The 21509-nt window shown below is 59.5% G+C and carries 19 protein-coding genes and 1 pseudogene; 12 read left to right on the plus strand and 8 right to left on the minus strand.

All coding sequences use genetic code 11. The features are described from left to right. Positions 1-148 precede the first annotated feature (148 nt). On the plus strand, positions 149-574 hold the full coding sequence (locus ACR9ZQ_RS00955) for an EF-hand domain-containing protein (protein ID WP_481426590.1): 426 nt from the start codon (positions 149-151) through the stop codon (positions 572-574). Positions 575-608: 34 nt separating this feature from the next. Continuing rightward, positions 609-1037: a BA14K family protein gene (locus ACR9ZQ_RS00960; protein WP_481426591.1), complete on the plus strand. Its 429-nt coding sequence runs from the start codon at positions 609-611 to the stop codon at positions 1035-1037. Positions 1038-1627: 590 nt separating this feature from the next. Here the strand turns inward: ACR9ZQ_RS00960 and ACR9ZQ_RS00965 are convergent. The 3 genes from ACR9ZQ_RS00965 to ACR9ZQ_RS00975 are packed head-to-tail and all read right to left on the minus strand — an operon-like array spanning position 1628 to position 3204. After that, complete coding sequence (locus tag ACR9ZQ_RS00965; RefSeq protein WP_481426592.1) at positions 1628-2272, minus strand: HD domain-containing protein; 645 nt, start codon at positions 2270-2272, stop codon at positions 1628-1630. Between the two features lie 45 nt (positions 2273-2317). Then, positions 2318-2767, minus strand: a complete 450-nt coding sequence (locus tag ACR9ZQ_RS00970; RefSeq protein ID WP_481426593.1) for a carboxymuconolactone decarboxylase family protein — start codon at positions 2765-2767, stop codon at positions 2318-2320. A gap of 11 nt (positions 2768-2778) precedes the next feature. Beyond that, positions 2779-3204 carry a cupin domain-containing protein gene (locus ACR9ZQ_RS00975; RefSeq protein ID WP_481426594.1) on the minus strand — a complete coding sequence of 142 codons (426 nt, stop codon included), beginning with the start codon at positions 3202-3204 and terminating at the stop codon, positions 2779-2781. 90 nt (positions 3205-3294) lie between these two features. Here ACR9ZQ_RS00975 and pdxR point away from each other — a divergent pair, with 90 nt between their 5' ends. Further along, positions 3295-4710, plus strand: a complete 1416-nt coding sequence (gene pdxR, locus ACR9ZQ_RS00980) for a MocR-like pyridoxine biosynthesis transcription factor PdxR (protein ID WP_481426595.1) — start codon at positions 3295-3297, stop codon at positions 4708-4710. 14 nt (positions 4711-4724) lie between these two features. On the opposite strand, the pseudogene ACR9ZQ_RS00985 reads toward pdxR, so the two are convergent. The 5 genes and pseudogenes from ACR9ZQ_RS00985 to ACR9ZQ_RS01005 form a co-directional block, all read right to left on the minus strand. Continuing rightward, positions 4725-5186, minus strand: a pseudogene (locus ACR9ZQ_RS00985) (GlxA family transcriptional regulator); the annotation flags it as partial. 566 nt (positions 5187-5752) lie between these two features. Continuing rightward, complete coding sequence (locus ACR9ZQ_RS00990) at positions 5753-6151, minus strand: helix-turn-helix domain-containing protein (protein ID WP_481426596.1); 399 nt, start codon at positions 6149-6151, stop codon at positions 5753-5755. Between the two features lie 254 nt (positions 6152-6405). Then, positions 6406-7245 (minus strand): TIGR01459 family HAD-type hydrolase, encoded by an 840-nt coding sequence (locus ACR9ZQ_RS00995; RefSeq protein ID WP_481426597.1) that lies wholly within the window; start codon positions 7243-7245, stop codon positions 6406-6408. Continuing rightward, positions 7238-8518: an FGGY-family carbohydrate kinase gene (locus tag ACR9ZQ_RS01000; protein ID WP_481426598.1), complete on the minus strand. Its 1281-nt coding sequence runs from the start codon at positions 8516-8518 to the stop codon at positions 7238-7240. Before ACR9ZQ_RS01000 ends, ACR9ZQ_RS00995 begins: the two co-directional genes overlap by 8 nt. Next, on the minus strand, positions 8515-9651 hold the full coding sequence (locus tag ACR9ZQ_RS01005; protein WP_481426599.1) for a class II aldolase/adducin family protein: 1137 nt from the start codon (positions 9649-9651) through the stop codon (positions 8515-8517). Before ACR9ZQ_RS01005 ends, ACR9ZQ_RS01000 begins: the two co-directional genes overlap by 4 nt. Positions 9652-9794: 143 nt before the next feature. On the opposite strand from ACR9ZQ_RS01005, the gene ACR9ZQ_RS01010 reads away from it, so the two are divergent. The 9 genes from ACR9ZQ_RS01010 to ACR9ZQ_RS01050 all read left to right on the plus strand — a co-directional run bounded on the left by ACR9ZQ_RS01010 (position 9795) and on the right by ACR9ZQ_RS01050 (position 21460). Continuing rightward, a complete protein-coding gene (locus ACR9ZQ_RS01010; RefSeq protein WP_310384141.1) occupies positions 9795-10574 on the plus strand; it encodes a DeoR/GlpR family DNA-binding transcription regulator in 780 nt (259 codons plus the stop codon). Further along, positions 10571-11977: an FGGY-family carbohydrate kinase gene (locus tag ACR9ZQ_RS01015; RefSeq protein ID WP_481426600.1), complete on the plus strand. Its 1407-nt coding sequence runs from the start codon at positions 10571-10573 to the stop codon at positions 11975-11977. Before ACR9ZQ_RS01010 ends, ACR9ZQ_RS01015 begins: the two co-directional genes overlap by 4 nt. Then, positions 11974-13518 (plus strand): sugar ABC transporter ATP-binding protein, encoded by a 1545-nt coding sequence (locus ACR9ZQ_RS01020; RefSeq protein WP_481426601.1) that lies wholly within the window; start codon positions 11974-11976, stop codon positions 13516-13518. Before ACR9ZQ_RS01015 ends, ACR9ZQ_RS01020 begins: the two co-directional genes overlap by 4 nt. Before the next feature lie 31 nt (positions 13519-13549). Then, positions 13550-14533, plus strand: a complete 984-nt coding sequence (locus ACR9ZQ_RS01025) for an ABC transporter permease subunit (RefSeq protein ID WP_310384147.1) — start codon at positions 13550-13552, stop codon at positions 14531-14533. 65 nt (positions 14534-14598) lie between these two features. Continuing rightward, positions 14599-15537, plus strand: coding sequence for an ABC transporter substrate-binding protein (locus ACR9ZQ_RS01030; protein WP_481426602.1), 939 nt, complete (start codon positions 14599-14601; stop codon positions 15535-15537). Positions 15538-15614: 77 nt separating this feature from the next. After that, entirely contained in the window at positions 15615-16514 is a 900-nt protein-coding gene (locus tag ACR9ZQ_RS01035) for a sugar phosphate isomerase/epimerase family protein (protein ID WP_481426603.1), read from the plus strand. A 171-nt stretch (positions 16515-16685) separates the two neighbouring features. After that, positions 16686-17951, plus strand: coding sequence for a metallophosphoesterase family protein (locus ACR9ZQ_RS01040; protein WP_481426604.1), 1266 nt, complete (start codon positions 16686-16688; stop codon positions 17949-17951). Position 17952: 1 nt separating this feature from the next. Then, entirely contained in the window at positions 17953-19485 is a 1533-nt protein-coding gene (locus tag ACR9ZQ_RS01045; RefSeq protein ID WP_481426605.1) for an AAA family ATPase, read from the plus strand. Positions 19486-19510: 25 nt separating this feature from the next. After that, positions 19511-21460: an ATP-binding protein gene (locus ACR9ZQ_RS01050; protein WP_481426606.1), complete on the plus strand. Its 1950-nt coding sequence runs from the start codon at positions 19511-19513 to the stop codon at positions 21458-21460. Positions 21461-21509: the final 49 nt, after the last annotated feature.

Genomic DNA, 21509 nt, shown 5'->3' on the forward strand with positions numbered 1-21509 from the left:
GAAAAGAATTTCGCCCGTGGGTTCGGCGCGGTCGACTTCGATGTCGGTCAAAGTTTGACACCCCGCGTAGGAGCCGGGCCGTCGCTGCGTAGACGCCTGCAGAAGGACGGCCCGCGGTGGGCCATCTGTCTTTGGAATGGAGACGAGAATGAAAAGAACGATCGCAATCCTCGGATCAGTGCTGCTTGGGAGCTGCAGCGCTATGGCCTCCGAGCGGGAGCGCGCGGGGGACATGTTTCGCGAGCTGGACACGAACGGCGACAGGAAGCTCGCATTCAGCGAGATCGAAGCGGGCAGAGCGAAACTGTTCGATCGGTTGGATGCCAATCGTAACGGTGTTCTCGATCCGCAGGAGATCCAGGCGGCGGTCGACCGTGCAAAATCCGCAACGGGTGGCAGCGCCGGTGCGCAGCTCGCCGACCTGCAGCAGCGCAAGGCCATGATGGACAGGAATGGCGATGGCAAGATTTCGCGCGATGAGTTCGCAAACTTCATTCCCGAGCGTCTGGTCAAGGCGGATATTGATGGCGACCGGGCGCTGTCGCTCAGGGAATTGCGGTCGCTGCGCCGGTAACACGCGCATTTCGTATTTGGACAGGACCAAGACCATGATGAAAATTTCAACGACGATCGGAGCGGGCCTTCTGACGCTCGCGACCACGATACAGCCGGCCGAGGCGATCCCGATGCAGCCGATCTCCGATGCCTTGATCAGCACGGACAATGTGACGGCGGTTTCCTTCCGCCGCGGTTTCTATGCGGCGGGCGGCTTCTACTACGACAACGGATACAGAGGCGTCTTCGGCTTTCGGCCGGGCTATCGCTACTATAACGGCTACTGGTTTCCGGCGACCGCCTTCGCCGCCGGCGTAGCGGCGGGAGCGATCGCAACAAGTCCGCCTCCGTCCAAGCGCGGGCGTCTCGCCGCAGCGCATGTGCAATGGTGCTATGACCATTATGTATCCTATCGCGAATGGGACAACAGCTACCAGCCCTATGTGGGACCTCGTAGAACGTGTCTATCTCCTTATCATTGACACCGGATGCCGTTAGTGGTCATCACGGTCCAGGGACAGCCTGAACCGGTCTTCGACTTCCTTCTGAAGGGACTAATTATCGGAGCGGGGTCCCCGTCGTCATTGCTGATAACGCCGTCGAAGGAGTAGAGCTGCGCTAGTTCCCTGAATGCATTTCTGAGGCCTGTGTATCATTGAGATCAACTGAGACCAAAGTACCAGGGAAGTCAGGATCCTTTCCGCGGGCGATGCCGGCCACATGGTGGCTTGCGGCGGCGAGGCGATTTGAAAGTGCGCGACCGATGCCCTTGCTTGCACCTGTCACCAGGAAATTTCGTTCAGTCATGTCTGTACCTGTCATCGTAGAATGTCACGCTATTGCCGAACCGTGTCCAAGGACACACCTGACCTGTGCGCCGGTTGGGTGGTCGCTGCAGATGGCTCATGCGGTGAGTGAGAAGGTTGCTGTCTGGCCGTCCTCCGGAGCGCCGGTCGAACGCTGTGACGAGATCCTCCCGACGTCTGCCTCCCGCCGAGATTTCGCGGGATGCAGCTGCCACGGAAGGCCTGTTGGTGTGTCCTGACGCTTCTGCTCACGCTTCAGGAAGGTTTCAGTGTTCCCAGTGCGAATGGCAGATAACCGAGCACATATTCACCCGCTTGAACTGCGGATCCTTCGCGGCCAGAAAGTCATCATTGAAGGTTCCAAAGGTGGTCTCCGGCCTATGCTTCATGCCCTGGTAGAACGCGTCGATGATCCCGTCTTTGAAGTCGGCTTCGCGAGGAAACGCCGCGACGACAGCATTACGCTGCGCCTCTGTGTAATGTTCGAATCCTCGCCCGGCGACGTCCATCCCGGCTCCGGCCTGGAGCAGCGCAATTTCGGGACGCATGAACTCTGGAATTCCGGGCGTCGTATGCAAGGCGACCGCGTTCCACACCGTTTCGATGTCGCCCTCTGAGATGCCACGCGCGTGCAGGAAGTCGCGCGCGGCATTTGCCCCATTCACTTCGAAGCGAAGGCGGCTGTCTGCAAACTGCGCCGTTAGTCCGAGATCATGAAACATGGAGGCGACGTAGAGCAGTTCGGGATCGTAGACGAGCCGTTTGCTTTTCCCGCTCATGGCTCCCCAGAAGTAGACGCGACACGAGTGGTGAAAGAGCAGCTCGCTCTCCGTGTCGCGTATAAGCTGGGTGACATCCCCTGCGAGCTTGCTGTCAGGAATGCGTATGCCGGCTATCTCCAGCGGGATCATGGCACGCTCCATTCATCGGTTGATTGGGACCGACTTTCGGCCGGCTTACCGCACCGCCTGCGGCGTGTTGCGGAAGCTGATGGCCATGCGATTATAGCTGTTCATCAGGCTGATCGCGATGGTGAGGTCGACGAGCTGCTTCTCGTCGAAAACCTTCCGCGCCGCCTGATAGGCGCTGGCCGGCACGCCCGTCTGCGCCACGAGGGTAACGCTCTCCGCCCATGCGAGAGCTGCACGCTCCGTCTCGGAAAAGAGGTTGCCGCCTTCTTCCCAGGCCTGAAGGAGGGCCAGCTTCTCGGCCCTGACGCCCCGCTTGACCAGCTCGCGGGTGTGCATGTCAAGGCAGTAGGCGCAGTTGTTGATCTGCGATACGCGCAGATAGACGAGGTCGACAAGTTCTCCCGACAGGCCGCTCTGGGTGATGTATCCATATACGCCTCCAAGAGCCTTCGCTCCGTTCGGGGCCACCTGGTTGTAATCAAGCCTCTGTGTCATGTCGGTTCTCCTTACTTCTGCTTCACGGGGAAAGTGAGCTTCGTTTCAGTGGTATCGGTGACGAAGACGGCAAGCAGCCTGGCTGGCTCCGTCGAGCTCGCATTGCGGCTAATGGAATGAATTGCGCCAGGCGGCTCCGACCAGCCTTCTTCGGCCTTGTAGATGCGAGCCGGGCCGTCGTTGACCTTCGACTCGACCTCGCCAGAAAGGACGTAAGCGTAGATGAAGGCTGAGTTGGCATGGGTATGCGGCTGGGAGGCCGCACCAGGCTCGTAGTCGACTTCGACGGCGACAAGGGACTTGCCCGGTACGTTCGGGATAGCCTCCCGGAACCTGGGAGTGACCGTTTCGGACCGCGGATCATGCGCCAATGCTTGCGACGCCATGATGCAGGACAGTGCCGCGAAGGCGGCGGGCAACAGGTTTTTCATCTTCATGGACGTGCTCCTTTCGATGGCCTGAAGATGCCGCTGCCGTGGCACAAAGAAAAGAACCAAGAACATGCAGAAACAGTGTACCATGAACCCATGGGAACCAAACTTAGCCTTTCCATCGACCGCTCCGCACGGACATCGCTCTCGGAACAGATCCACTCCGGAATCAGGAAGGCGATCGAGGACGGCGTATTGGAACAGGGAGCGCGTCTGCCTTCCTGGCAGGACCTTTCGGCCGAGCTTGGGGTCGCGCGCGGAACCGTCCGGGCCGCCTATGACAAGCTTGCTGCCGCGCAGCTGATCGAGGCTTCAAGGGCGGCGGGCACCCGCGTGGCGCAGCGGCCGGGTGCCGTTGCGGATATGCAGACGCGGGTGGATCCCGGTGCGTTCATGCAAATGTATCTGGAAATGACGCAGGGACCTGCGTTCTTTCAGATGGGCGTGCCTGCCACGGATGTCTTCCCGGCAACATTGTTCGCCCGTCTGCACGGCCAGGCGGTGCGTAGCGGAGCAAGGGCGCCGCTGCTCTACCCGGACCCGCGTGGGGAGCTAGAGCTGAGACGCGAGATCGCCTCCTTTCTGGCCATAGCCCGTGGCATGAACTGTTCGCCGGACCAGGTGATAGTGACCAACGGATATGCTGCAGGTCTGGGGCTTGCACTCGGCGCCCTGAAGCTGGCCGGGCACGCCGCCTGGCTGGAAGAGCCAAGTTTCCCCTGGTCTAGACGAGGGGTCGAACTGGCCGGTCTCTCGGTCACGCCGGTCCCGGTCGATACGAAGGGAATCGACGTCGAGCACGGCATGCGCTCATGCCCCGGCGCGAGGCTCGCGGTGGTCACACCGGGGCAGCAGGCACCCCTGGGCCACACCCTGTCCCTCGAACGACGTCTGCTTCTGCTCGACTGGGCAGCGGCGAATGATGCATGGGTTGTGGAAGACGACTACCTGAGTGAACTGCAGCTGACGGGTAGAGCCGCCCCCGCTCTTGCCTCGCTGGATCGAATAGGACGTGTCATCCACATCGGCTCCTTCAGCAAGACCATCAGCCCGGCGCTCCGGCTCGGCTTCGTCATCGCGCCCCCTGCGCTGGTGCCGTTGTTCGCGGAGATGGCCGCCTGCCTCATGCCAGCGCCAGGTCCCGCAGTGCAGATGGCTGTCGCGGAGTTCATCAGGGAGGGCCACTATCTAAGGCACTTACGCCGCATGAAGCGTCTCTATGCCTCGCGACAGCAGGCCGTGCTTGCTGCCCTTCCAAGCTCCGACTGCGTCGTTGATGTTTCGACACCGGGTCTCGCGGTCCTGCTCAGGCTGCAGAACGACATTTCGGACGTCGCCGTGGTAAGCGAGGCTCTCCCATTCGGTCTGTTTCCGGCGCCGCTTTCGCCGTGGTTCGTGTCGCCAGGAAACGCACAGTCGGGGCTGCTTCTGGGCGTCGCGAATGCTCCCCAGAGAAATCTCCGCGAGGCTTGCGGCCGGCTTCTGGAACTGGCCGAACGGTCGCGGCTCTAGGTGTGGCCGCACAATCACCGCGTCTTCCGGAAGCTTGCGCGATACTGGGCTGGAGTGACGGTGAGCCGCTGCCTGAAGACGGCCCGCATCCTGTCGGCCGTGCCAAATCCGCAGTCGTAGGCGACCGTCTTCAGCTGAAGATCGCTACCCTCAAGCAGGTTCCTCGCGGCGTCTACTCTTGACCGCTCCACGAACTCGTGCGGGGTGCGGTCTGTGGCCTGCACGAAGTGTCGGCTGCGTGTGCTCATTCCGACAAGCTTCCCCAGAGATTCAAGCGTGTGCCGTTCACGCAGATGGTCCATCACATGCTGCTGGATCCTGGCGATCTGCGACGTCGGATCGGCGGGGGCGATGAGGAACGGGCTGAACTGCGACCGGCCGCCCTGGCGCTGTGCGACCACGACCAGCCGCTTCGCGACAGCTAGCGCCACGTCGTTTCCGTGTGTCTCCCTGACCAGAGCCAGCGCGAGATCGATAAGCTCAAGGTCGCGACCACCACACGCGAACACACGTCGTTGTATGGCACGCAAGGATAACCGTCGAGGTCGTCAATGTGATCACGGATGAACAATGGCGAGCTATCACGACATCCGCCGAACTATCTTGTTCGAGGCTCGTGGCCTGACTGGATAGGACGCAAACCATCCGGATGACCGTATGCCAGGGCATATCCCGTTTCTGCTTATGCTTGGCAGCAGGGCTGTCGGTGCGGCTCGTCTCGATCTGATGACCGACAGGGAAGCGTGTGTTCGAACGGTCGGAATCAGGCAGGATTTCCAACGAAAAGGATGGCCGTACGCTCATGGTCCATCTCGAAGCGCTCGCATCATCTCATAGCGTCGAGAAACTGGTCGTGAACGCTGCGAGAGATGCTGTTGGTTTTATCGGGCGCTCGGATGGACCGTCATTGATGCCGCAGGGGATAATCCGGTGCTAACCAAAGAATTGGGAACAGATGTCTAGTGGGACATCTCGTGCCTTTCGCGCCATAGTGCCGAGGAGGTTTCATAGCACGAGCCTTGCTGTACCAGAGGCGACGGGCTCACTGAGAACCGGACGCAGACCAATGTGAATCGTCGTCCACTTCTGTCGAAACGCATTTGATAAGGCTCGCAAGGGCTTTCCTGACGCCAGCATTCTTCACCCGGTCAAGGTCGCCGGAGACGTACACGCGACCTGTCGCCTGTATGGAGATCGTATCCCGCTCGACGGTTTCGGCACCTTTAAAGAAGTCGTCCATGGAAACGCTGAGAGCTTGCGACAGATGGTAGAGAACGCCGGCACTGACGCGATTTGAACCCTTCTCGTACTTTTGCACCTGCTGAAACGAAATCCCCAAAGCCTCGGCGATGGCGGATTGGCTTAATCCCTTCGTCTTCCGGATACGTGCCAGATTTCCGCCAACGACCGCATCGATCGGGTCTCGTGCTTTTCGCGCCATCTTGTTCTCCGTTCAAATGTTCGTCCGCGCCCGGTATCGCTTGCTACGCCTTCTAAATGTCGGCAACGGTTTCACTGAAAACTGCCCCTCTAAGCTTCCTCGCGTATAGCCACGATTGGTTTCGGCGCTCGTTGCGCCGAAACGCAACCCCTCCGCGTTAACGCCCGGCGAAGCAATTGCTAGCGAGACTGGCGGCGGCCTTCGGGACTACGCCAACCCTTCCAAGACCGCAAATCCAGCGCCAAAGTCCGGGACTAAAATGCAAAATGCTGGAGGATATTCCTGGGGTAGGCACGCGCATTTTCGCAGAGTTTTTCTATCTGCTCATCGCTGACGTCAGCAAGAATACCGGTACGCACCAGCACGGAATCCAATCCAGCCGACTTCGCGCCCAGAATATCGTGATCGATGCTATCGCCAATGCAGACTACGCGACGACGGTCGGTGACACCAACGAGCTTCAATGCGTGTTCGTAGATTTCGGGATACGGTTTTCCAAGCCAGGTGACGTGACCGCCCATCCCCTCGTAGAGCTTGGCGATGGTGCCTGCGCCCGGCGCGATGGAGCCGTTGCTCAATTTATGGATGTCGGGATTGGTACAGTAACAGGGGATTCCGTTCTCGGCCGCCGGACGCAGCATTTCGCGGTAGTCATCCATCGGTATTCGTTCGGCTTCGCTGCCGGAGATGATGACAATTTCGGCGTCGGAGGCGTCTTGTGCGGAGATGAGCCCAAGCCGATCAGCGAGATTGGTGTCTCCACCGCTGGATATCGTCAAGCATCGAGCCTTTTTCGGTATGGCCTTTTCAGGTCGAGAGAGGATATCGAATGCCACGTCTCCCGATGTGACAAAGAAATCGAAGCTTCCTGAAGCAAAACCGAGGCTAACGAGCCGCTCGGAATTGTACTCACCGCTTCTGCCTGAATTGGATAGGATAACGACCTTCCGGCCCGCCGATGCGAGCTTGGACAGGGCAGCGATTGCACCCTCATAGGGACCGGCGTCGTCCCTCAGTACCCCGAACTGGTCGACGAAGAAAACGTCATATGCCGGCGCGAGTCGAGGTAGAGTGATCGGCGTTAGTTCAGGCATTTCCGCCATCCAATCGGGAAAGCACCAGCGCAGCTGTACCGACGGCTGCCTCGACCGATTTCGCAGCCAAAGTGTCCACCCCCATAGCCTGCGCCCTCATGGCGGTCCAAACGGGATTTCGCGCTCCGCCCCCAACCGTTCGAAGGCTTGTCACTGCTGGCGCTCCCAACTCGCTTAACCGCTGATAACCCAACCTCTCGATCTCGGTCATGCCTTCAAGGATTGCCTGAAAGTATGCGTGATCCTCGGCGGGACGCGGCGTGAGCCGGGGCGGGTAATGAGGATCGTTGATCGGAAAACGCTCGCCGGGTCGCAGAAGCGGATAGTAATCCAGATCCAGTTTGCGGTCCGGGTCGATTTTTCGGGTGAGTTCGTCCAGACGGTCATCGCCGAGTAGGGCGCGCACGACGTTTCCACCGCTGTTGGAAGCACCACCAACAAGCCAAAACCGCCCGACACGGTGCGAGTATATGCCATATTCGGGCGCGCTGATCGGAGCGTCCGATGCAAGCTTGAGCACAATCGTGGATCCGAGGGCGGTTACCGCGTCGCCAATGGCCGATGCTCCCGTAGCAAGAAACGAAGCGCAGCCGTCGGTCGTTCCCGCATGGAACCAAGCGGATTTGGCCAGACCCAGTTCCAGCAGGTATCCCTCGACCGGAGCGACCTTTTGGCCCGCACGATAGACCATGGGCAGCTTGGATACGTCCATTCCCGCGGCTTCGATCCAATCCGGCCAGCGTTCCGTTCCCAGATCGAAACCGGTCTTGAGTGCGTTGTTTTCGTCACTGACCCGCCCTGGGCAACCCAATTTCATCAGGATCCAGTCGGCCTGATGTACGATGGCATGAGCACGGTCCTGGCGCGACAAATAGATGGCTCGGGCAAGGCCCGAATTCGCGCCGACTGCCGTGCTGGTCGCCGGAGCCTCACTTGCTATGCTTTCGATGATTGCAGCATCAGGGCAGGGATCATTGTACATGAGGACCTGACCTGTCGGCTCGTTGGCACGATCGAGCGATAGAACCGTCCCGGACGTGCCATCAACAGCAACGCCTTCAATCGAGCTGAAGTCGGTTGCTTCGGCGAGACGCTCTATCGCCTCCTTGACCCTGTCCCACCAGCAGGCGGGTTGCCGCATCTCGTCCGGCGACACGAACGGTGCCGTGGCGAAGCCGACCGGATTTCCCGCACGGTCGATAGCCGAGGCCCGAGCGCCGGACGTGCCGATATCGATTCCGAGTGCAACTGGTTGGCTATTTTTGGCGCTCACGCGTTCCGCCTTTCGGAGCCTCGGTCGAGCGCTTGTCGATATTGCTCTGCTTCCCAGTGCGTCAATTCATATTCGTCGTCTTTCGAAAGATACACTACCGACGCCTCTTCAGGGATGCGGCCCACCACCTCCGAGAGGCAACGGGCCATAACCTCGCCACCTGCAGTGAGGGTGCTGGACAAGAGTACTCCCTTGTCCGGGACGATCAGCATTTTCGGAGCTTCACGACCTTCGCGGTGAGATGCGGCCTCGAGGTCGGCCGCGCTTTGCCCCTCTGAAAGCACGCCTATCTCCGTTCCAAGGAAAATGACGTGGTCCGGATAAAGCGAGCCGCCAAGTGCAATTCCTCGATTGACATTCGAAAGCGCGACGGCGTGGCTTTCACTGTCGCGCGCCAGATGATAGCCGGAATTCTTCGCGATCCGTTCCAGCGCATCGACGTCGGCCAGACCGCTGTTACGGGTTTCGCGTGAAAGGGCCTTCGAGACACGCTGGATACGACCGGCGACTTCCTCAACCGTGTCACCGCAAACGATGATCCCGTGATTGAACAGGATGAGGACGTCCGGCATCGATGCGGCTGCTTTCTCGATCTCCCTGGCGAGTGGAGTTCCTGGACGCCTGTATGGAACCGTGACCCATCTGAGATCGGAGACGGCACTCATGCATTCAGCCAGCATAGCCTCGCGGTCTTCAAGAACGGCCAGAGCAATTGCGTTCACGCAATGATAGTGCGCGACCACCGGACTTTTGAGTGCCGCGTGAAAACTGGTTTCGATCGATGGCCGAAGGCCGCTGGAATTCAGTTCGGAAACAACGAAATCGGTGGACTTCTCGGCCCGTACGTCGCCATTGCGAAGCGCTGCAACCAGCGGATCGACGACAACTGGGACCATGATGTCTTCAATATCCGCCTTGGAAAGCCACGTGCCCGATGCCTTCACCCACATCACGCCGTCGCTCTTGATCGACGTATTGCCGCCCGCGCCCTGCGTCTTGAGGATGTCGCTGCCAATCTGGCTGGAAAGCCCGAGAAAACTCTTGAATAGTTCCGTGTTCCTGGGGTCCGGTTGGGTCATATCATCTTTCCCTCCTGCTGCGTTGATACTCGCCTTCCGGTTCGGCTGGCTCATGAGCGAACTTTTGCTCGATCCTATAAATGTGATTGCAGATCGTCAACGATGAAGATTTTGCGTCTCTCGTGTTGCGATCCTATACATGATGTGATTATAGTTCGTCATAAGCGCTCAGGGAGAAGCGTCAGTGGAGGACTGTCTTGAACGATTCCGATCGCCATCGCCTGATCGCAGAAATGCTTCGCGAGCGGCCCTTCGCGTCCGTGCGTGACCTGCAGAAGCGGCTTGGCGTTTCCCCTGCGACAATCCGAAGAGATATCGATAAGCTTCACGACATCGGAATTGCTCGAAAGGTCTACGGTGGGATATCCGCTAACGAGTCATCGACCGTGGCGCGCCTTTCTGCTCGGCCATATGACGAAAACCGCGACATTGCTGTTGATGCAAAGCGTGCGATCGCTGAGATGGCCGCGGGTCTGGTGCGAGACGGGGACTCGATAATCGTCCATGCGGGATCGACCTGCTATCAACTCGGTCTGCAATTGGCTCGCCGCAACGTCCGCCTCTACACGAACTCCATGCCTTTGGCCGCATATGTCGGCGAGCACGGGACTTGCCATCTGACCTTGGCGGGCGGTGTGCTGTATCGAGAGCCCGGAATTATCCACGATGCGTCCGCCGGCGCGCCCGACTTCTTCGCCTCGCGGTTCTTCCTTGGCACTCAGGGTATCAGCAGCGAGGGACTTCTGGAATCGCACCCGTTGTTAACGAAGGCGATTGGGGAGTTGAGCGGTTGTGCGGACGAAATCGTGCTTCTGGCAGATAGCCGCAAACTCTCGATTCAACCGCGCAATGTCGTTCTCCCGCTTTCCCGTATCGGCACGATCGTCATCGACGACGGACTGTCGGACGTCGGAGCAAAGATGCTCGAGGATGCGGGGGTTACGATAATGATCGCGACGGTCGGAGGTCAGTCATGATGCCACCAAACGCGATCGCGGTCTTCGATCTCGGCAAGACCAACTCGAAACTCTTCGTGTTCGGAGCGGATGGCTCGGTACTTTCGGAGACGCGAACGAAGCCGTCATGGGGCGAGTACGAAGGTTTTCGCGTGCTCGACGACGCCGCTCTGTTCGGCTGGATGAAGACCGCGCTGACGCGTGCGATTGAAGTGCACTCGGTCGGACACGTCATCTTTTCCGGTCATGGCTGCACATTTGCGCTCGTTGAGGAGGATCACCTGGTGCATCCGATCCTCGACTATGAACAGGAACCTCCTGCGTCGCTGGGGGATCGCATCGACATGTCGATCCCGGCTTTCTCCGAGACATATTCTCCAAGGCTGCCGCTGGGTTTCAACTACGGGCGGCACATGCTTTGGCTGGAGGCCGTCAAGCCCGAGGCGCTGAGCCGCGCCGATGCTGTTCTTCCCTATCCCCAGTTCTGGTCGTGGAAATTCTCTGGCCGCAAGGTGTCGGAGGTATCTTACATCGGCTGCCACTCTCACCTTTGGGCACCGCTGCGCGGTGATTTCAGCAGTCTGGTCGATAGTCGAGGTTGGCGTGAGAAGATGCCCGCTTTCGAAAAAGCAGGCGCTGTTTTGGGCAATTGGAACCTCACAGACGGAACGGGTGAGGCGCGCTCCGTCAATGTCCACAATGGCGTTCACGACAGCAATTCGGCCCTCTACTACTATCGTTCGGTTGGATTCCAGGACTTCACCCTCGTGTCTACCGGGACGTGGGTCGTGATCTTCAATTCGGCATGCCCGCTCGAAGCGCTGGACGAAGATAGGGATATGCTCGCGAACGTTACGGTCGATGGGAAGCCAGCGCCGACGATCCGTTTCATGGGCGGCAGAGAGTACGATCGCGCCAGTGGCGGTTGGAACAAGCCTGTGAGTCTTGAGGCATTGTCTCGGGTAATCGCAAAAGGCGTATTCGCATTGCCGTCGTTCGCGCTGGGCGGCCCGATGCAAGGCTTCGAAGGCCGGTTCGTGGGACCGGAGGTGGAAGGCGAGGAGAGGGCGGCCGCCGCGCTTCTATACGTCGTTCTCATGACCAGTCTGTCCCTCGATCTCATTCGGTCCGATAACGCGATCGTCATAGACGGTGGCCTAGTCAAGACCGGGTTGTTTGCCGAAATACTCGCCCAACTGCGGCCCGCGCAGCCGATCTTCACCAGCGCGACGGCCGAAGGCAGTGCCTTTGGTGCCGCGGCTCTTGTTTTCGACACGATGGGCCTAGAGCCGTTCGCAAATGAGACCAGTCAGGTAGCGCCGGCGCAAATCTTTGGTCTTGAAGCATACCGCGACACGTGGCGAACACTAGCTGAGGTCGACGGGCCGGAGGCGACGCAGCCAAGGAAGGAGTTCCACGCATGAGCGCGGCAAACACCGAAACGCAAGCACCCATCCTGGAGATGCGCAATATCAGCAAGACGTTCGCAAGCACCAAGGCTCTTACCAACGTCTCGCTGACCGTCTATCCCGGCGAAGTCCATGCCTTGATGGGTGAGAACGGCGCCGGGAAGTCGACGCTGATGAAGGTTCTCTCCGGCGCCTATGTTGCGGATCCTGGCGGTGCTGTCCTCGTCGACGGAAAGCCGATCGTGTCCGGCGATCCGATCAAGGCCAAGGCAAATGGCATCGCGGTCATCTATCAGGAACTGTCGCTCGCGCCGAACCTGACGGTTGCACAGAACATGTTCCTGGGTGCCGAGCCGTCGCGCTATGGTGTCGTCGATAAGGCTGCGGCACGCGCCCGTGTCGAGCCAATTCTCAAGCAGCTGGGCATTAACTTCGGACCGTCACAGTTCGTGGCAACGCTCTCGTTGGGCGAACGTCAGATGGTGGAGATCGCGCGTGCCCTGACCACCAACGCGAGGATCATCGTCATGGACGAGCCGACGACTTCGCTGACCTCCAGGGAGACGGAACGCCTTTTCGAGGTCATCGCGGGGCTTAAGGCGCGCGGCATAGCGATCATCTACATCAGCCATAGAATGGAAGAGATCTACGCGCTCGCAGACCGTGTCAGCGTTCTGCGCGATAGCGCCTACGTCGGCACGCTCGAGCGCGAAGAACTGTCCGCCGACCGACTGGTCTCGATGATGGTCGGTCGCGATCTCTCCACTTTCTACAAAAAGGAACATCGTGCACCTGTGCAGGCGGCCAAGACGGTTCTTTCAGTGAAAGATGTTGGTGACGGCCGCCGAGTTCTCGGATGCTCGTTCGACGCAAGGGCAGGCGAGGTCCTCGGCATCGCGGGCCTGGTTGGGTCCGGTCGGACGGAACTAGCGCGCCTCGTTTTCGGCGCGGACCCCAAAACGGCCGGCACGGTGTCTTTGGAGGGCCGGGAACTGGCCATTAGCGGACCGCGGGACGCGATGGATGCAGGGATCGCGTATCTCACAGAGGACCGGAAGGGCCTTGGCCTCTTCCTCGATATGACGATCAACGAAAACATCAATATCGGCGTTATCAGCAGGGACGCCGGCCCCGGTGGCATCTTGAATTTTGCCGCCGCCAGGGAGCGTGCCACCCGCGCGATCAAATCGCTTTCCATTCGCACGTCGAGTGCAAGCATCAATGTCGGCGCTCTGTCGGGTGGCAACCAACAGAAGGCACTGATTGCACGACTCCTCGAAACGAAGCCCAAGGTCATCATCTTCGACGAGCCGACGCGCGGTGTCGATGTGGGTGCCAAGTCCGAGATTTACCGGATCATCGACGAGCTCGCGCAGGCAGGCATCGCGATCGTCGTGATTTCGAGTGACTTGCCGGAAATCATCGGCATCGCCGATCGCGTCCTTGTCATGCGCGAGGGCCGCATCGCGGGTGAAGTTCTGGCGACGCCCGATCAGCCAATCAGCCAGGAAGCCATCATGGCGTTTTCCACCGGATCGGCATCGAAAGTCGCCTGAAGCCGGACAACAAAGACGACGGGATAAAGATATGACCTCGACATCAACCGACCAGCTGAACGCAGGCAAGGCAAGATTCAGATCGACGCTTACCGCGCTCGGTATGTTGCCAGTGCTCGTCATCCTGGCTATCGGCTTTCATCTGTTGAGCGGCCGCTTTCTAAGCGTCAACAACCTGTCGATCGTGATGCAACAGGCATCGATCAATACTGTTTTGGCTGCCGGGATGACCTTCGTGATCCTGACGGGCGGCATTGACCTGTCGGTAGGTTCTATCCTTGCGGCCTCGGCCATGGTTGGCGTGATCGTGTCTCTCTGGCCGGACGTCGGCATGCTGGGTATTCCTGCTGCGATCGGCGTGGGACTTGCCTGTGGTGTCGTCAACGGCACGATCATTTCGGCGCTGAAGCTTCCGCCCTTCATCGTCACGCTCGGCTCGCTGACCGCTATGCGCGGCATCGCCAGACTTCTCGGCGGCGACACGACGGTTTTCAATCCCGACTTGCCGTTCGACTTCATCGGCAATGGCAGTTTCTTCGGCGTGCCATGGCTGGCGATCATCGCTCTGGCGACCATCCTGATCTCGTGGTTCATCCTGAAGCGCACGGTATTGGGCACGTGGATCTACGCTGTCGGCGGAAACGTCGAGGCAGCGCGCCTCACCGGGATCAAGGTCCCGCTGGTGCTGCTCTTCGTCTACTCGATGTCGGGTCTGCTCTCGGGGCTTGGCGGCGTGATGTCCGCAGCCCGCCTGTATGCCGCGAACGGCCTGCAACTTGGTCAATCCTACGAGCTCGACGCGATCGCAGCCGTCATTCTCGGCGGAACCAGCTTCGTCGGCGGTGTCGGTTCGATCTGGGGTACGCTGATCGGCGCACTCATCATCGCGGTGCTGTCCAACGGCCTCATCCTCGTCGGCGTTTCCGACATTTGGCAGTACATCATCAAGGGACTTGTCATCATCGTGGCCGTAGCGCTCGACCGCTACAGGCTCAAAGGACTTAGCCGCACCTGACGTGCGACTGGAGGAACCGGGGTTGCCGGATAACGGGGCGCAGGAAGCGCCATAAGGAGGAAAATATGCGCATGATTTCGAAACTGCTCGCAGCGACCGCTCTGGCCGCAGCCATCGCAATGCCGGCAGCCGCCAAAGACCTGGAGAAGATCGGCATTTCCGTCGGTCTGCTTGGCAATCCGTTCTTCGTTGCGACCATCAAGGGCATCGAGGATCGCGCCAAGGAAATCAATCCGAACGTACAGGTCACCTCGGTTTCGGCAGACTACGACCTCAACAAGCAAGTTTCGCAGATCGACAGCTTCATCGCCGCAGGCGTTGACATCATCATGCTGAACGCCGTCGACGCCAAGGCGATTGCTCCGGCCGTCAAGAAGGCCCAGGCTGCAGGCGTTATCGTTGCCGCCTTCGACGTTTCGGCTCCGGGCGCTGATGTCACGGTCATGACGAACAACATCAAGGCAGGTGAAGAGGCGTGCCAGTACATCGTCGATCAGCTCAAGGGCAAGGGCGACGTCGTCATCATCAACGGCCCGGCATCGTCCTCGATCCTCGACCGCGTGCAGGGTTGCAAGAACGTGCTCGCGAAGAGCCCGGACATCAAGATCCTGTCAGACGACCAGAACGGTCAGGGCTCGCGTGATGGCGGCCTCGCAGTCATGCAGGGCCTGCTGACGCGCTTCGACAAGATCGACGCCGTCTTCGCCATCAATGACCCGACGGGCATCGGTGCCGAGCTTGCCGCCAAGCAGCTGAACCGCAACGAGTTCTTCATCACTGCCGTCGACGGTGCCCCAGATATCGAAAAGTCGCTCGCAAGCGGCAATTCCATGATCAAGGCCTCGGCTTCCCAGGACCCGTACGTCATGGCCGGCGACGCCCTCAAGATGGCTGTCGATGTTCTGAACGGCAAGAAGCCGGCGGAGAACACCGTCCTGCTCGACCCGAAGCTGATCACTGCTGACAACGTCAAGGATTACAAGGGCTGGACCGCAGCCCGCTAACGTTTCCTCCCAGGAGCTCGCCGGCGCCTTCGGGCCTGGCGAGCCTTCGCTTCAATGAAATTCAGGATATTAGTGTCATGTCCAAAATCGGCGTCCACTCGTTCGTCTGGAGTGCTGGCTCGTCTCGCGATGAGCTTGAGCGTACACTTACCAGATCGCATGAACTTGGCTTTAAGCTGGTGGAGTTTTCCTATCTCGATCCAAAGCTGGTCGACGTGAAATGGCTCGCGTCCCGCATCAGGGAACTGGGCCTCGACGTCGCGGTGAGCATGGGTCTTCCGACCGATGGTGACATCTCCAGTGATGATCCGTCGGTGGTCGCCAACGGTGAGGCCATACTCGACAGAGCCGTTGCGTTGGTTCGCGATCTAGGTGGCACAAAGCTCGCCGGTATCCTGAGTTCCTCGCATGGAAAGCAGGAGCATGCGTTGTCCCGCAAGGGATGGGAAACGAGTGTTACCACGCTGTCGCGGGTCGCCGATCGTGCGAAGGCAGCCGGCGTCACTCTCAATCTCGAAATCGTCAACCGCTTCGAGAGCAACATGCTCAATACGGCAGCCCAAGGCCTAGCGTACATCAAGGACACAGGTGCCTCGAACGTCTTCCTGCATCTCGACACCTTCCACATGAATATCGAGGAAGCTGACGTCGGACTGGCAATACGCAATGCCGCCCACAAGATCGGCTATGTCCACATCGGCGAAAGCCATCGTGGTTATCTCGGAACGGGCAACATCGATTTTGCCGCCATCTTCGACGCTCTGGTCGCCATCGGACGGGACGATTACGTCACGTTCGAATCCTTCTCAACGGCCATCGTTGACAAAGATTTGTCGTTGAAGACGGCGATCTGGCGAAACCTTTGGGACGACAATGTTGCTTTGGCCCGACATGCTCGCCAGTTCATCGAACTCGGTTTGGAAACCGCACGCCTTAAAGCCGAACTCGTGAAGGATGCTCACGCGCCATCGGCGTAGAGGTGTCGAACAAAAGGTATGGAGCAGGTCAAGGCCCGAAATGGCAGAGCCCTTGCGAGCATCCGTCATAGCACCCAGCTTTTTGGGGATTACCAGAACAAACCGAGAATAAGGGCTGGCGCGGGCAAATTGTAAGGGCTACGAAGATCGACCAACAGATGAGGTTCTGCTTTGGTCTATCGATTCATCCACACCGCCGACATTCATCTCGACTCCCCGCTGCGGACGCTGGCCCTGCGCAATGCCGAGCTTTCCGAGCTGATTGGATTGGCGACCCGACGGTCGTTTGTCCGCATCATCGATCTATGCCTGGATGAACGGGTAGATGCGTTGGTCATCGCTGGCGATCTCTACGATGGCGACCAGACATCGATGAAGACCGCGCGGTTCCTAGCTGAGCAGCTTGCGCGTTTGCACGAGGCAGGCATCAGGGCGTTCATCATTCGCGGCAACCACGATGCGCTCTCCAAAATCACCGCGGAGCTAATTATGCCGGATTCCGTCAAAGTGTTCGGTTCCGTGGCGGAAACCATCGCCATCGACCGAGCTTCCGGCCGGTTCCCCGTGGCAATCCACGGACTGAGTTTTGCGAAACCGCAAGCGCCCGAGAGCCTCCTTCGACAATACGCCGTTCCTGTTCCGGATACCGTGAACATCGGCATTATGCACACCAGTCTCGGCGGCTCTGCGGGACACGATTTGTACGCTCCATGTAGCGTCGCCGACCTCCGCCAAACGGGATTTCGGTACTGGGCACTCGGCCACATTCACAAGAGGTCGGCGGTCGAGGACTTATCCTCCGCGATCGTCATGCCCGGTATTCCTCAGGGGAGGGATATAAACGAGGACGGCCCCAAGTCCGTCTCCCTCGTCACGATAAGGGATGACCGCTCCGTCGTCGTCGAAGAACGCCAAACCGCCATCGCCCAGTTCGAGAGACTGGTCGTCGATATCTCCAGGGCGACTGATTGGAAAGATGTGGTTCTGGAGGCGAAAGGCAAACTGGAACGCCTTTCTTCAGCGGTGTCCGCCGACCAACTGGTTGCCCGCGTCGAAATAACCGGAGCCACCGAACTCGCGTGGCGCATCCGGCGAGACGCCGACCTTCTCCGGACCGAACTCGAGACACGCGGTGCGACGATCGGGAATGTCTGGATCGAGAAGGTCGTGACGTCGTCGGTTGCGCCCAAACAGCAAGATGCACGGCCGAGCGCGCTCGACGAACTTGCAGCGATTATCGACAGCGAGATCCATAGCTCGACCGAATATCGCGACGAGGTTCGCTCGATCGCCGACGAACTGCGGGCCCAGCTCCCGGCCGAGCTCCGCGAGATCTTCGGCAAGGACGAGGGGTCTTTCGAGAACTTGTTGGCGCAATTTGCCAAGGACGGTGCGTCGCAGGTCTTGGCGCGTCTGCGCGGCGGCGAGGGAGAATAGCGTGCGCATCAACCGTCTCGACCTGACGCGTTACGGGAAGTTCACCGATGCCGTCATCGATTTCGGATCGCGTCCCGTCGGATCTCCAGACCTCCATGTCATTTACGGTCCGAATGAGGCTGGAAAATCGACCACGCTCGACGCGATCCTCGATCTGATCTTCGGGATCGGCAATACGACCAAATACGGGTTCCAGCACCCCTATAATACGATGCGCTTAGGGGCGAACGTTCATGTGGGAGGTCAGGACAGAGACTTCGTCCGTATCAAGCGGCCCCAGAACAGTTTGCTCGATCGTGAAGAACGCAGCCTCGCCGATACGGAGATCCGGGCCGACCTTGGCGGAATAGATCGTGACGCGTTCTCGACAATGTTTTCGCTGGACGACATCACACTCGAAAAAGGTGGTGAGAGTATTCTGGCAAGCAAGGGAGACCTGGGCGAATTGCTTTTCTCCGCCAGCGCCGGGCTTTCCGATCTCAGCCGCCAGCTCCTGACGATCCGCGGGGATGCGGACACCTTCTATAAATTTCGGGGGCGCAGCAGCCAACTGAGTGAGCTCAAGCTGCGGTTGACGGAGCTGAAGCAAAAACGCGAAGAACTCGACCTCCAGGCCACCGAGTATCGTAAGAGGTTGGCTGAACTGCAGCGCCTCGACGGTCTCTACAATCAGGCTTTGACCGAGCGTGCGAACACCCAGCGCCAGGCTGACGAGATCAACCGTGTCCTACGAGCGCTTCCGACGATGCGCAGGCTTACCGGGCTTCGAGGCCAGCTCGATGCCCTCGAGACGGTGTCCGATCCACCGGAATCGTGGAAGATCGAACTCCCGGCAATCCGCAAGGGTGAAATCGAAATCCGCGTCAAGCTGGACGAGGTTGCCCGTACTATTGCGGAGATCGAGAACGAGATTGACGGGATGGCCGATGACGCTGTCGCTCTTGGCCTCGCGGCGCGCGTCGCCGATCTCACGAAAACATTCGAACCCAGATACCTGACGGCGCAGGTCGACATCCCGAAGCTTACTGGCCGGGTCGCTGAACTCTCTGTCGAAACGCTCCTTCTGCAGCTAGGCAAAGCCGACGAGAAAACGCCTGCGCGGTTGGTTCTGGATGCGGCGACCGTCGGCAAACTCAGATCGCTCATCAGCGCCAGGTCCGGGGTCGAAGCTCGTCGCGCTTCCGCGGAGGAAGAGCTTATCCGTTCGGAACGCGCCCTTCAGGATGAGGGCAACCGGATTTCGCTCTTCGAGGAGTTTCGCGATCCTGCACGGATCAGGGCTTTCGAAGTACTTGCGGCGACGGTTAAAGCTCTGCCGAAAGCCGGCGACGAGGTCGCGTTCCGTTCCCTGATGCGGCGGCGCGAGAACGCGGATGGCGTATTGTCGGAAAGCCTCGCGCATCTGGCTCCCTGGGGCGGCAGTCCGGCCGATCTGGCGGCAATGAGCGTGCCGTCGGCCGCAAAGCTGAACGATTGGAGGAACTCGATACCAGGACGGTCGGGAGCGGACGAAGACAACGCGCGCCGAACTTGAGCGCCTTGAGCCGGACGCCAGACGGATGGACGCGGAGATCCAAGTCCTCCGCGCTCGGGCAGGGGAGATCGACGAACCTTCAGTCGCGGCTAGCAGAGCCGCCCGTGAAAGGGCATGGGTTGCACATCGTCAGGCGATGGACGTGCAATCGGCTGACGCTTTTGAGCATGCCATGAGAGCGGACGATCACCTCGTTTCGCAACGGCTCCTGCATTTCGCGGAGGCCAGCAAGCTGGCGCAGTTGATGTTGAGCCGAGCATCCGCAGGTTCCGATATCGAAACTGCCCGCGAGCGCATTGAAGCGGCCGCACGTTCCCTCGCGGAACTACGGGCAGAGATGTCCCTAACGTTGGCATCGATTTCGTCCGGTGCCGAATTTGGTGTCGATCCCTCAGAACTGGAAGAATGGCTGCGTAGAAGGACCGTTGCCCTAAGGGCACGTGACGATCTATCGGCCATCGACCAGGAAGTCGCGGAAATCCATGACAGGACCCAGCAATCGAAGGAACAGTTGCTTGCGGCTATCAAGGCAACGGGCCTGGCCGCCGGCTGCGACGCCGATCTGGCAACGCTGTTCGCAGCCGCCGAAGAGGGCCTCGATGCCTTCAACCTCGCCATGGATCAGGCAGACCGTCTGGTGCGACTGAAGGAGGATAACGCCGCGCGTGCCCGTGCGATGACCGATGCGTCGAAAGCCGCGCAGGAATGGGACGCCAGATGGTTCGAGCTCTGCAACGGTTGCTGGTTAGGGGAGGCGTCGATCTTCCCAGACGTAGATGCAGTCAACGGGATCCTCGACGTTCTCGAAAAACTAGCTTCGGCAATCGAAGCCAAAGACAGCCTCGTCGATCGAATCCAGAAGATGGAAAAGGATAGCGCTCTGTTCGAAGCTTCGGTGTTCGAATTGTGCGACAGCCTGGAAATCCCGAAATCCGCCTCTCTCACGGAGCTTACGCGGACGATCACCGACCGTCTCATGGTTGCAGAGCGGGGCAGGGAGCAACGGGAGAAGCTGGGACGCGACCTCGACAAGAAGCGAGAAGAAGAGCGCGAATACCTTGTCACCAAGGAGGTACTCGATCTCCAAATAGGAAAGATGGCAGCGTTCTTCGAGTGTACCACGCTGGATGAGGTCGAGACCTTTATCGAGCTTTCCTCGAAGCGGCAGGTGCTGCGGACTTCCATTTCTGACGTCGAGCAAGAACTCATCGAGATCAGTGGTGCGAACGATATCGGTGACGTCGAGGAGAGGCTCGCGTCGGCGAATAGAGAAGAATTGGAGGGCCAGCTAGCTTTGCTGACGCCAATCCTCGAAGACCAGGACAGAAAATGTCACGACGTCTTCCATGAGCGCTCCACCATGCAGAAAGCGCTCGACGCCATAGGCGGCGATTCCGTCGTCGCGGAAATCGAGGAGCAGCGGCGCACCATTTTGCTGGAGATCGAAGAACGCGCCGGGCGCTACCTCGAACTTCGCGCGGGGATAACCGCCGCCGAGCAGGCGCTGAAGCTCTTTCGAGATCGGCATCGAAGCGGGATGATGACAAGGGCGTCGGATGCGTTCAGGACCATCAGTCGCGGTGCCTACACGGGTGTCGCCGCCCAGCCCGGCAAGGATGGAGAACTCCTGATCGCGGTCTCGGCGAACGGCGGTTCGAAGATCGCCGACGAGTTGTCCAAGGGCGCACGGTTCCAGCTCTATCTCGCGCTTCGGGTGGCGGGATATCACGAGTTCGTCGCCAATCGCGAACCCATTCCGTTCATCGCCGACGACATCATGGAAACCTTCGATGACTTCCGTGCCGAGGAGGCCTTCCGTTTGTTCACCGAGATGGCCGGGTGTGGGCAGGTAATCTATCTGACGCATCATCAGCACCTGACCGAGATCGCCAAGAAGGTTTGCCCGAGCGTCCGGCTACATGATTTGGAGACGATTCAATCGGCGAGCCGGCTTGGTAGGATTGCGGCCGAGTAGAAGGGACCTGGCATCAAGGCGCAGCTACGATGAGCTCCGAACCGGATTA

The organism is Rhizobium sp. KNZ14-9A, assembly GCF_056755015.1.

Bases quoted from the DNA above. Each gene is read 5' to 3' on its own strand.
- pdxR (WP_481426595.1), top strand. From the start codon at position 3,295: ATGGGAACCAAACTTAGCCTTTCCATCGACCGCTCCGCACGGACATCG.
- ACR9ZQ_RS01005 (WP_481426599.1), bottom strand. From the start codon at position 9,651: ATGAGCCAGCCGAACCGGAAGGCGAGTATCAACGCAGCAGGAGGGAAA.
- ACR9ZQ_RS01025 (WP_310384147.1), top strand. From the start codon at position 13,550: ATGACCTCGACATCAACCGACCAGCTGAACGCAGGCAAGGCAAGATTC.
- ACR9ZQ_RS00965 (WP_481426592.1), bottom strand. From the start codon at position 2,272: ATGATCCCGCTGGAGATAGCCGGCATACGCATTCCTGACAGCAAGCTC.
- ACR9ZQ_RS00990 (WP_481426596.1), bottom strand. From the start codon at position 6,151: ATGGCGCGAAAAGCACGAGACCCGATCGATGCGGTCGTTGGCGGAAAT.
- ACR9ZQ_RS01035 (WP_481426603.1), top strand. From the start codon at position 15,615: ATGTCCAAAATCGGCGTCCACTCGTTCGTCTGGAGTGCTGGCTCGTCT.
- ACR9ZQ_RS01015 (WP_481426600.1), top strand. From the start codon at position 10,571: ATGATGCCACCAAACGCGATCGCGGTCTTCGATCTCGGCAAGACCAAC.
- ACR9ZQ_RS01050 (WP_481426606.1), top strand. From the start codon at position 19,511: ATGGACGCGGAGATCCAAGTCCTCCGCGCTCGGGCAGGGGAGATCGAC.
- ACR9ZQ_RS01030 (WP_481426602.1), top strand. From the start codon at position 14,599: ATGCGCATGATTTCGAAACTGCTCGCAGCGACCGCTCTGGCCGCAGCC.
- ACR9ZQ_RS00955 (WP_481426590.1), top strand. From the start codon at position 149: ATGAAAAGAACGATCGCAATCCTCGGATCAGTGCTGCTTGGGAGCTGC.
- ACR9ZQ_RS01020 (WP_481426601.1), top strand. From the start codon at position 11,974: ATGAGCGCGGCAAACACCGAAACGCAAGCACCCATCCTGGAGATGCGC.
- ACR9ZQ_RS00960 (WP_481426591.1), top strand. From the start codon at position 609: ATGATGAAAATTTCAACGACGATCGGAGCGGGCCTTCTGACGCTCGCG.
- ACR9ZQ_RS00970 (WP_481426593.1), bottom strand. From the start codon at position 2,767: ATGACACAGAGGCTTGATTACAACCAGGTGGCCCCGAACGGAGCGAAG.
- ACR9ZQ_RS00995 (WP_481426597.1), bottom strand. From the start codon at position 7,245: ATGCCTGAACTAACGCCGATCACTCTACCTCGACTCGCGCCGGCATAT.
- ACR9ZQ_RS00975 (WP_481426594.1), bottom strand. From the start codon at position 3,204: ATGAAGATGAAAAACCTGTTGCCCGCCGCCTTCGCGGCACTGTCCTGC.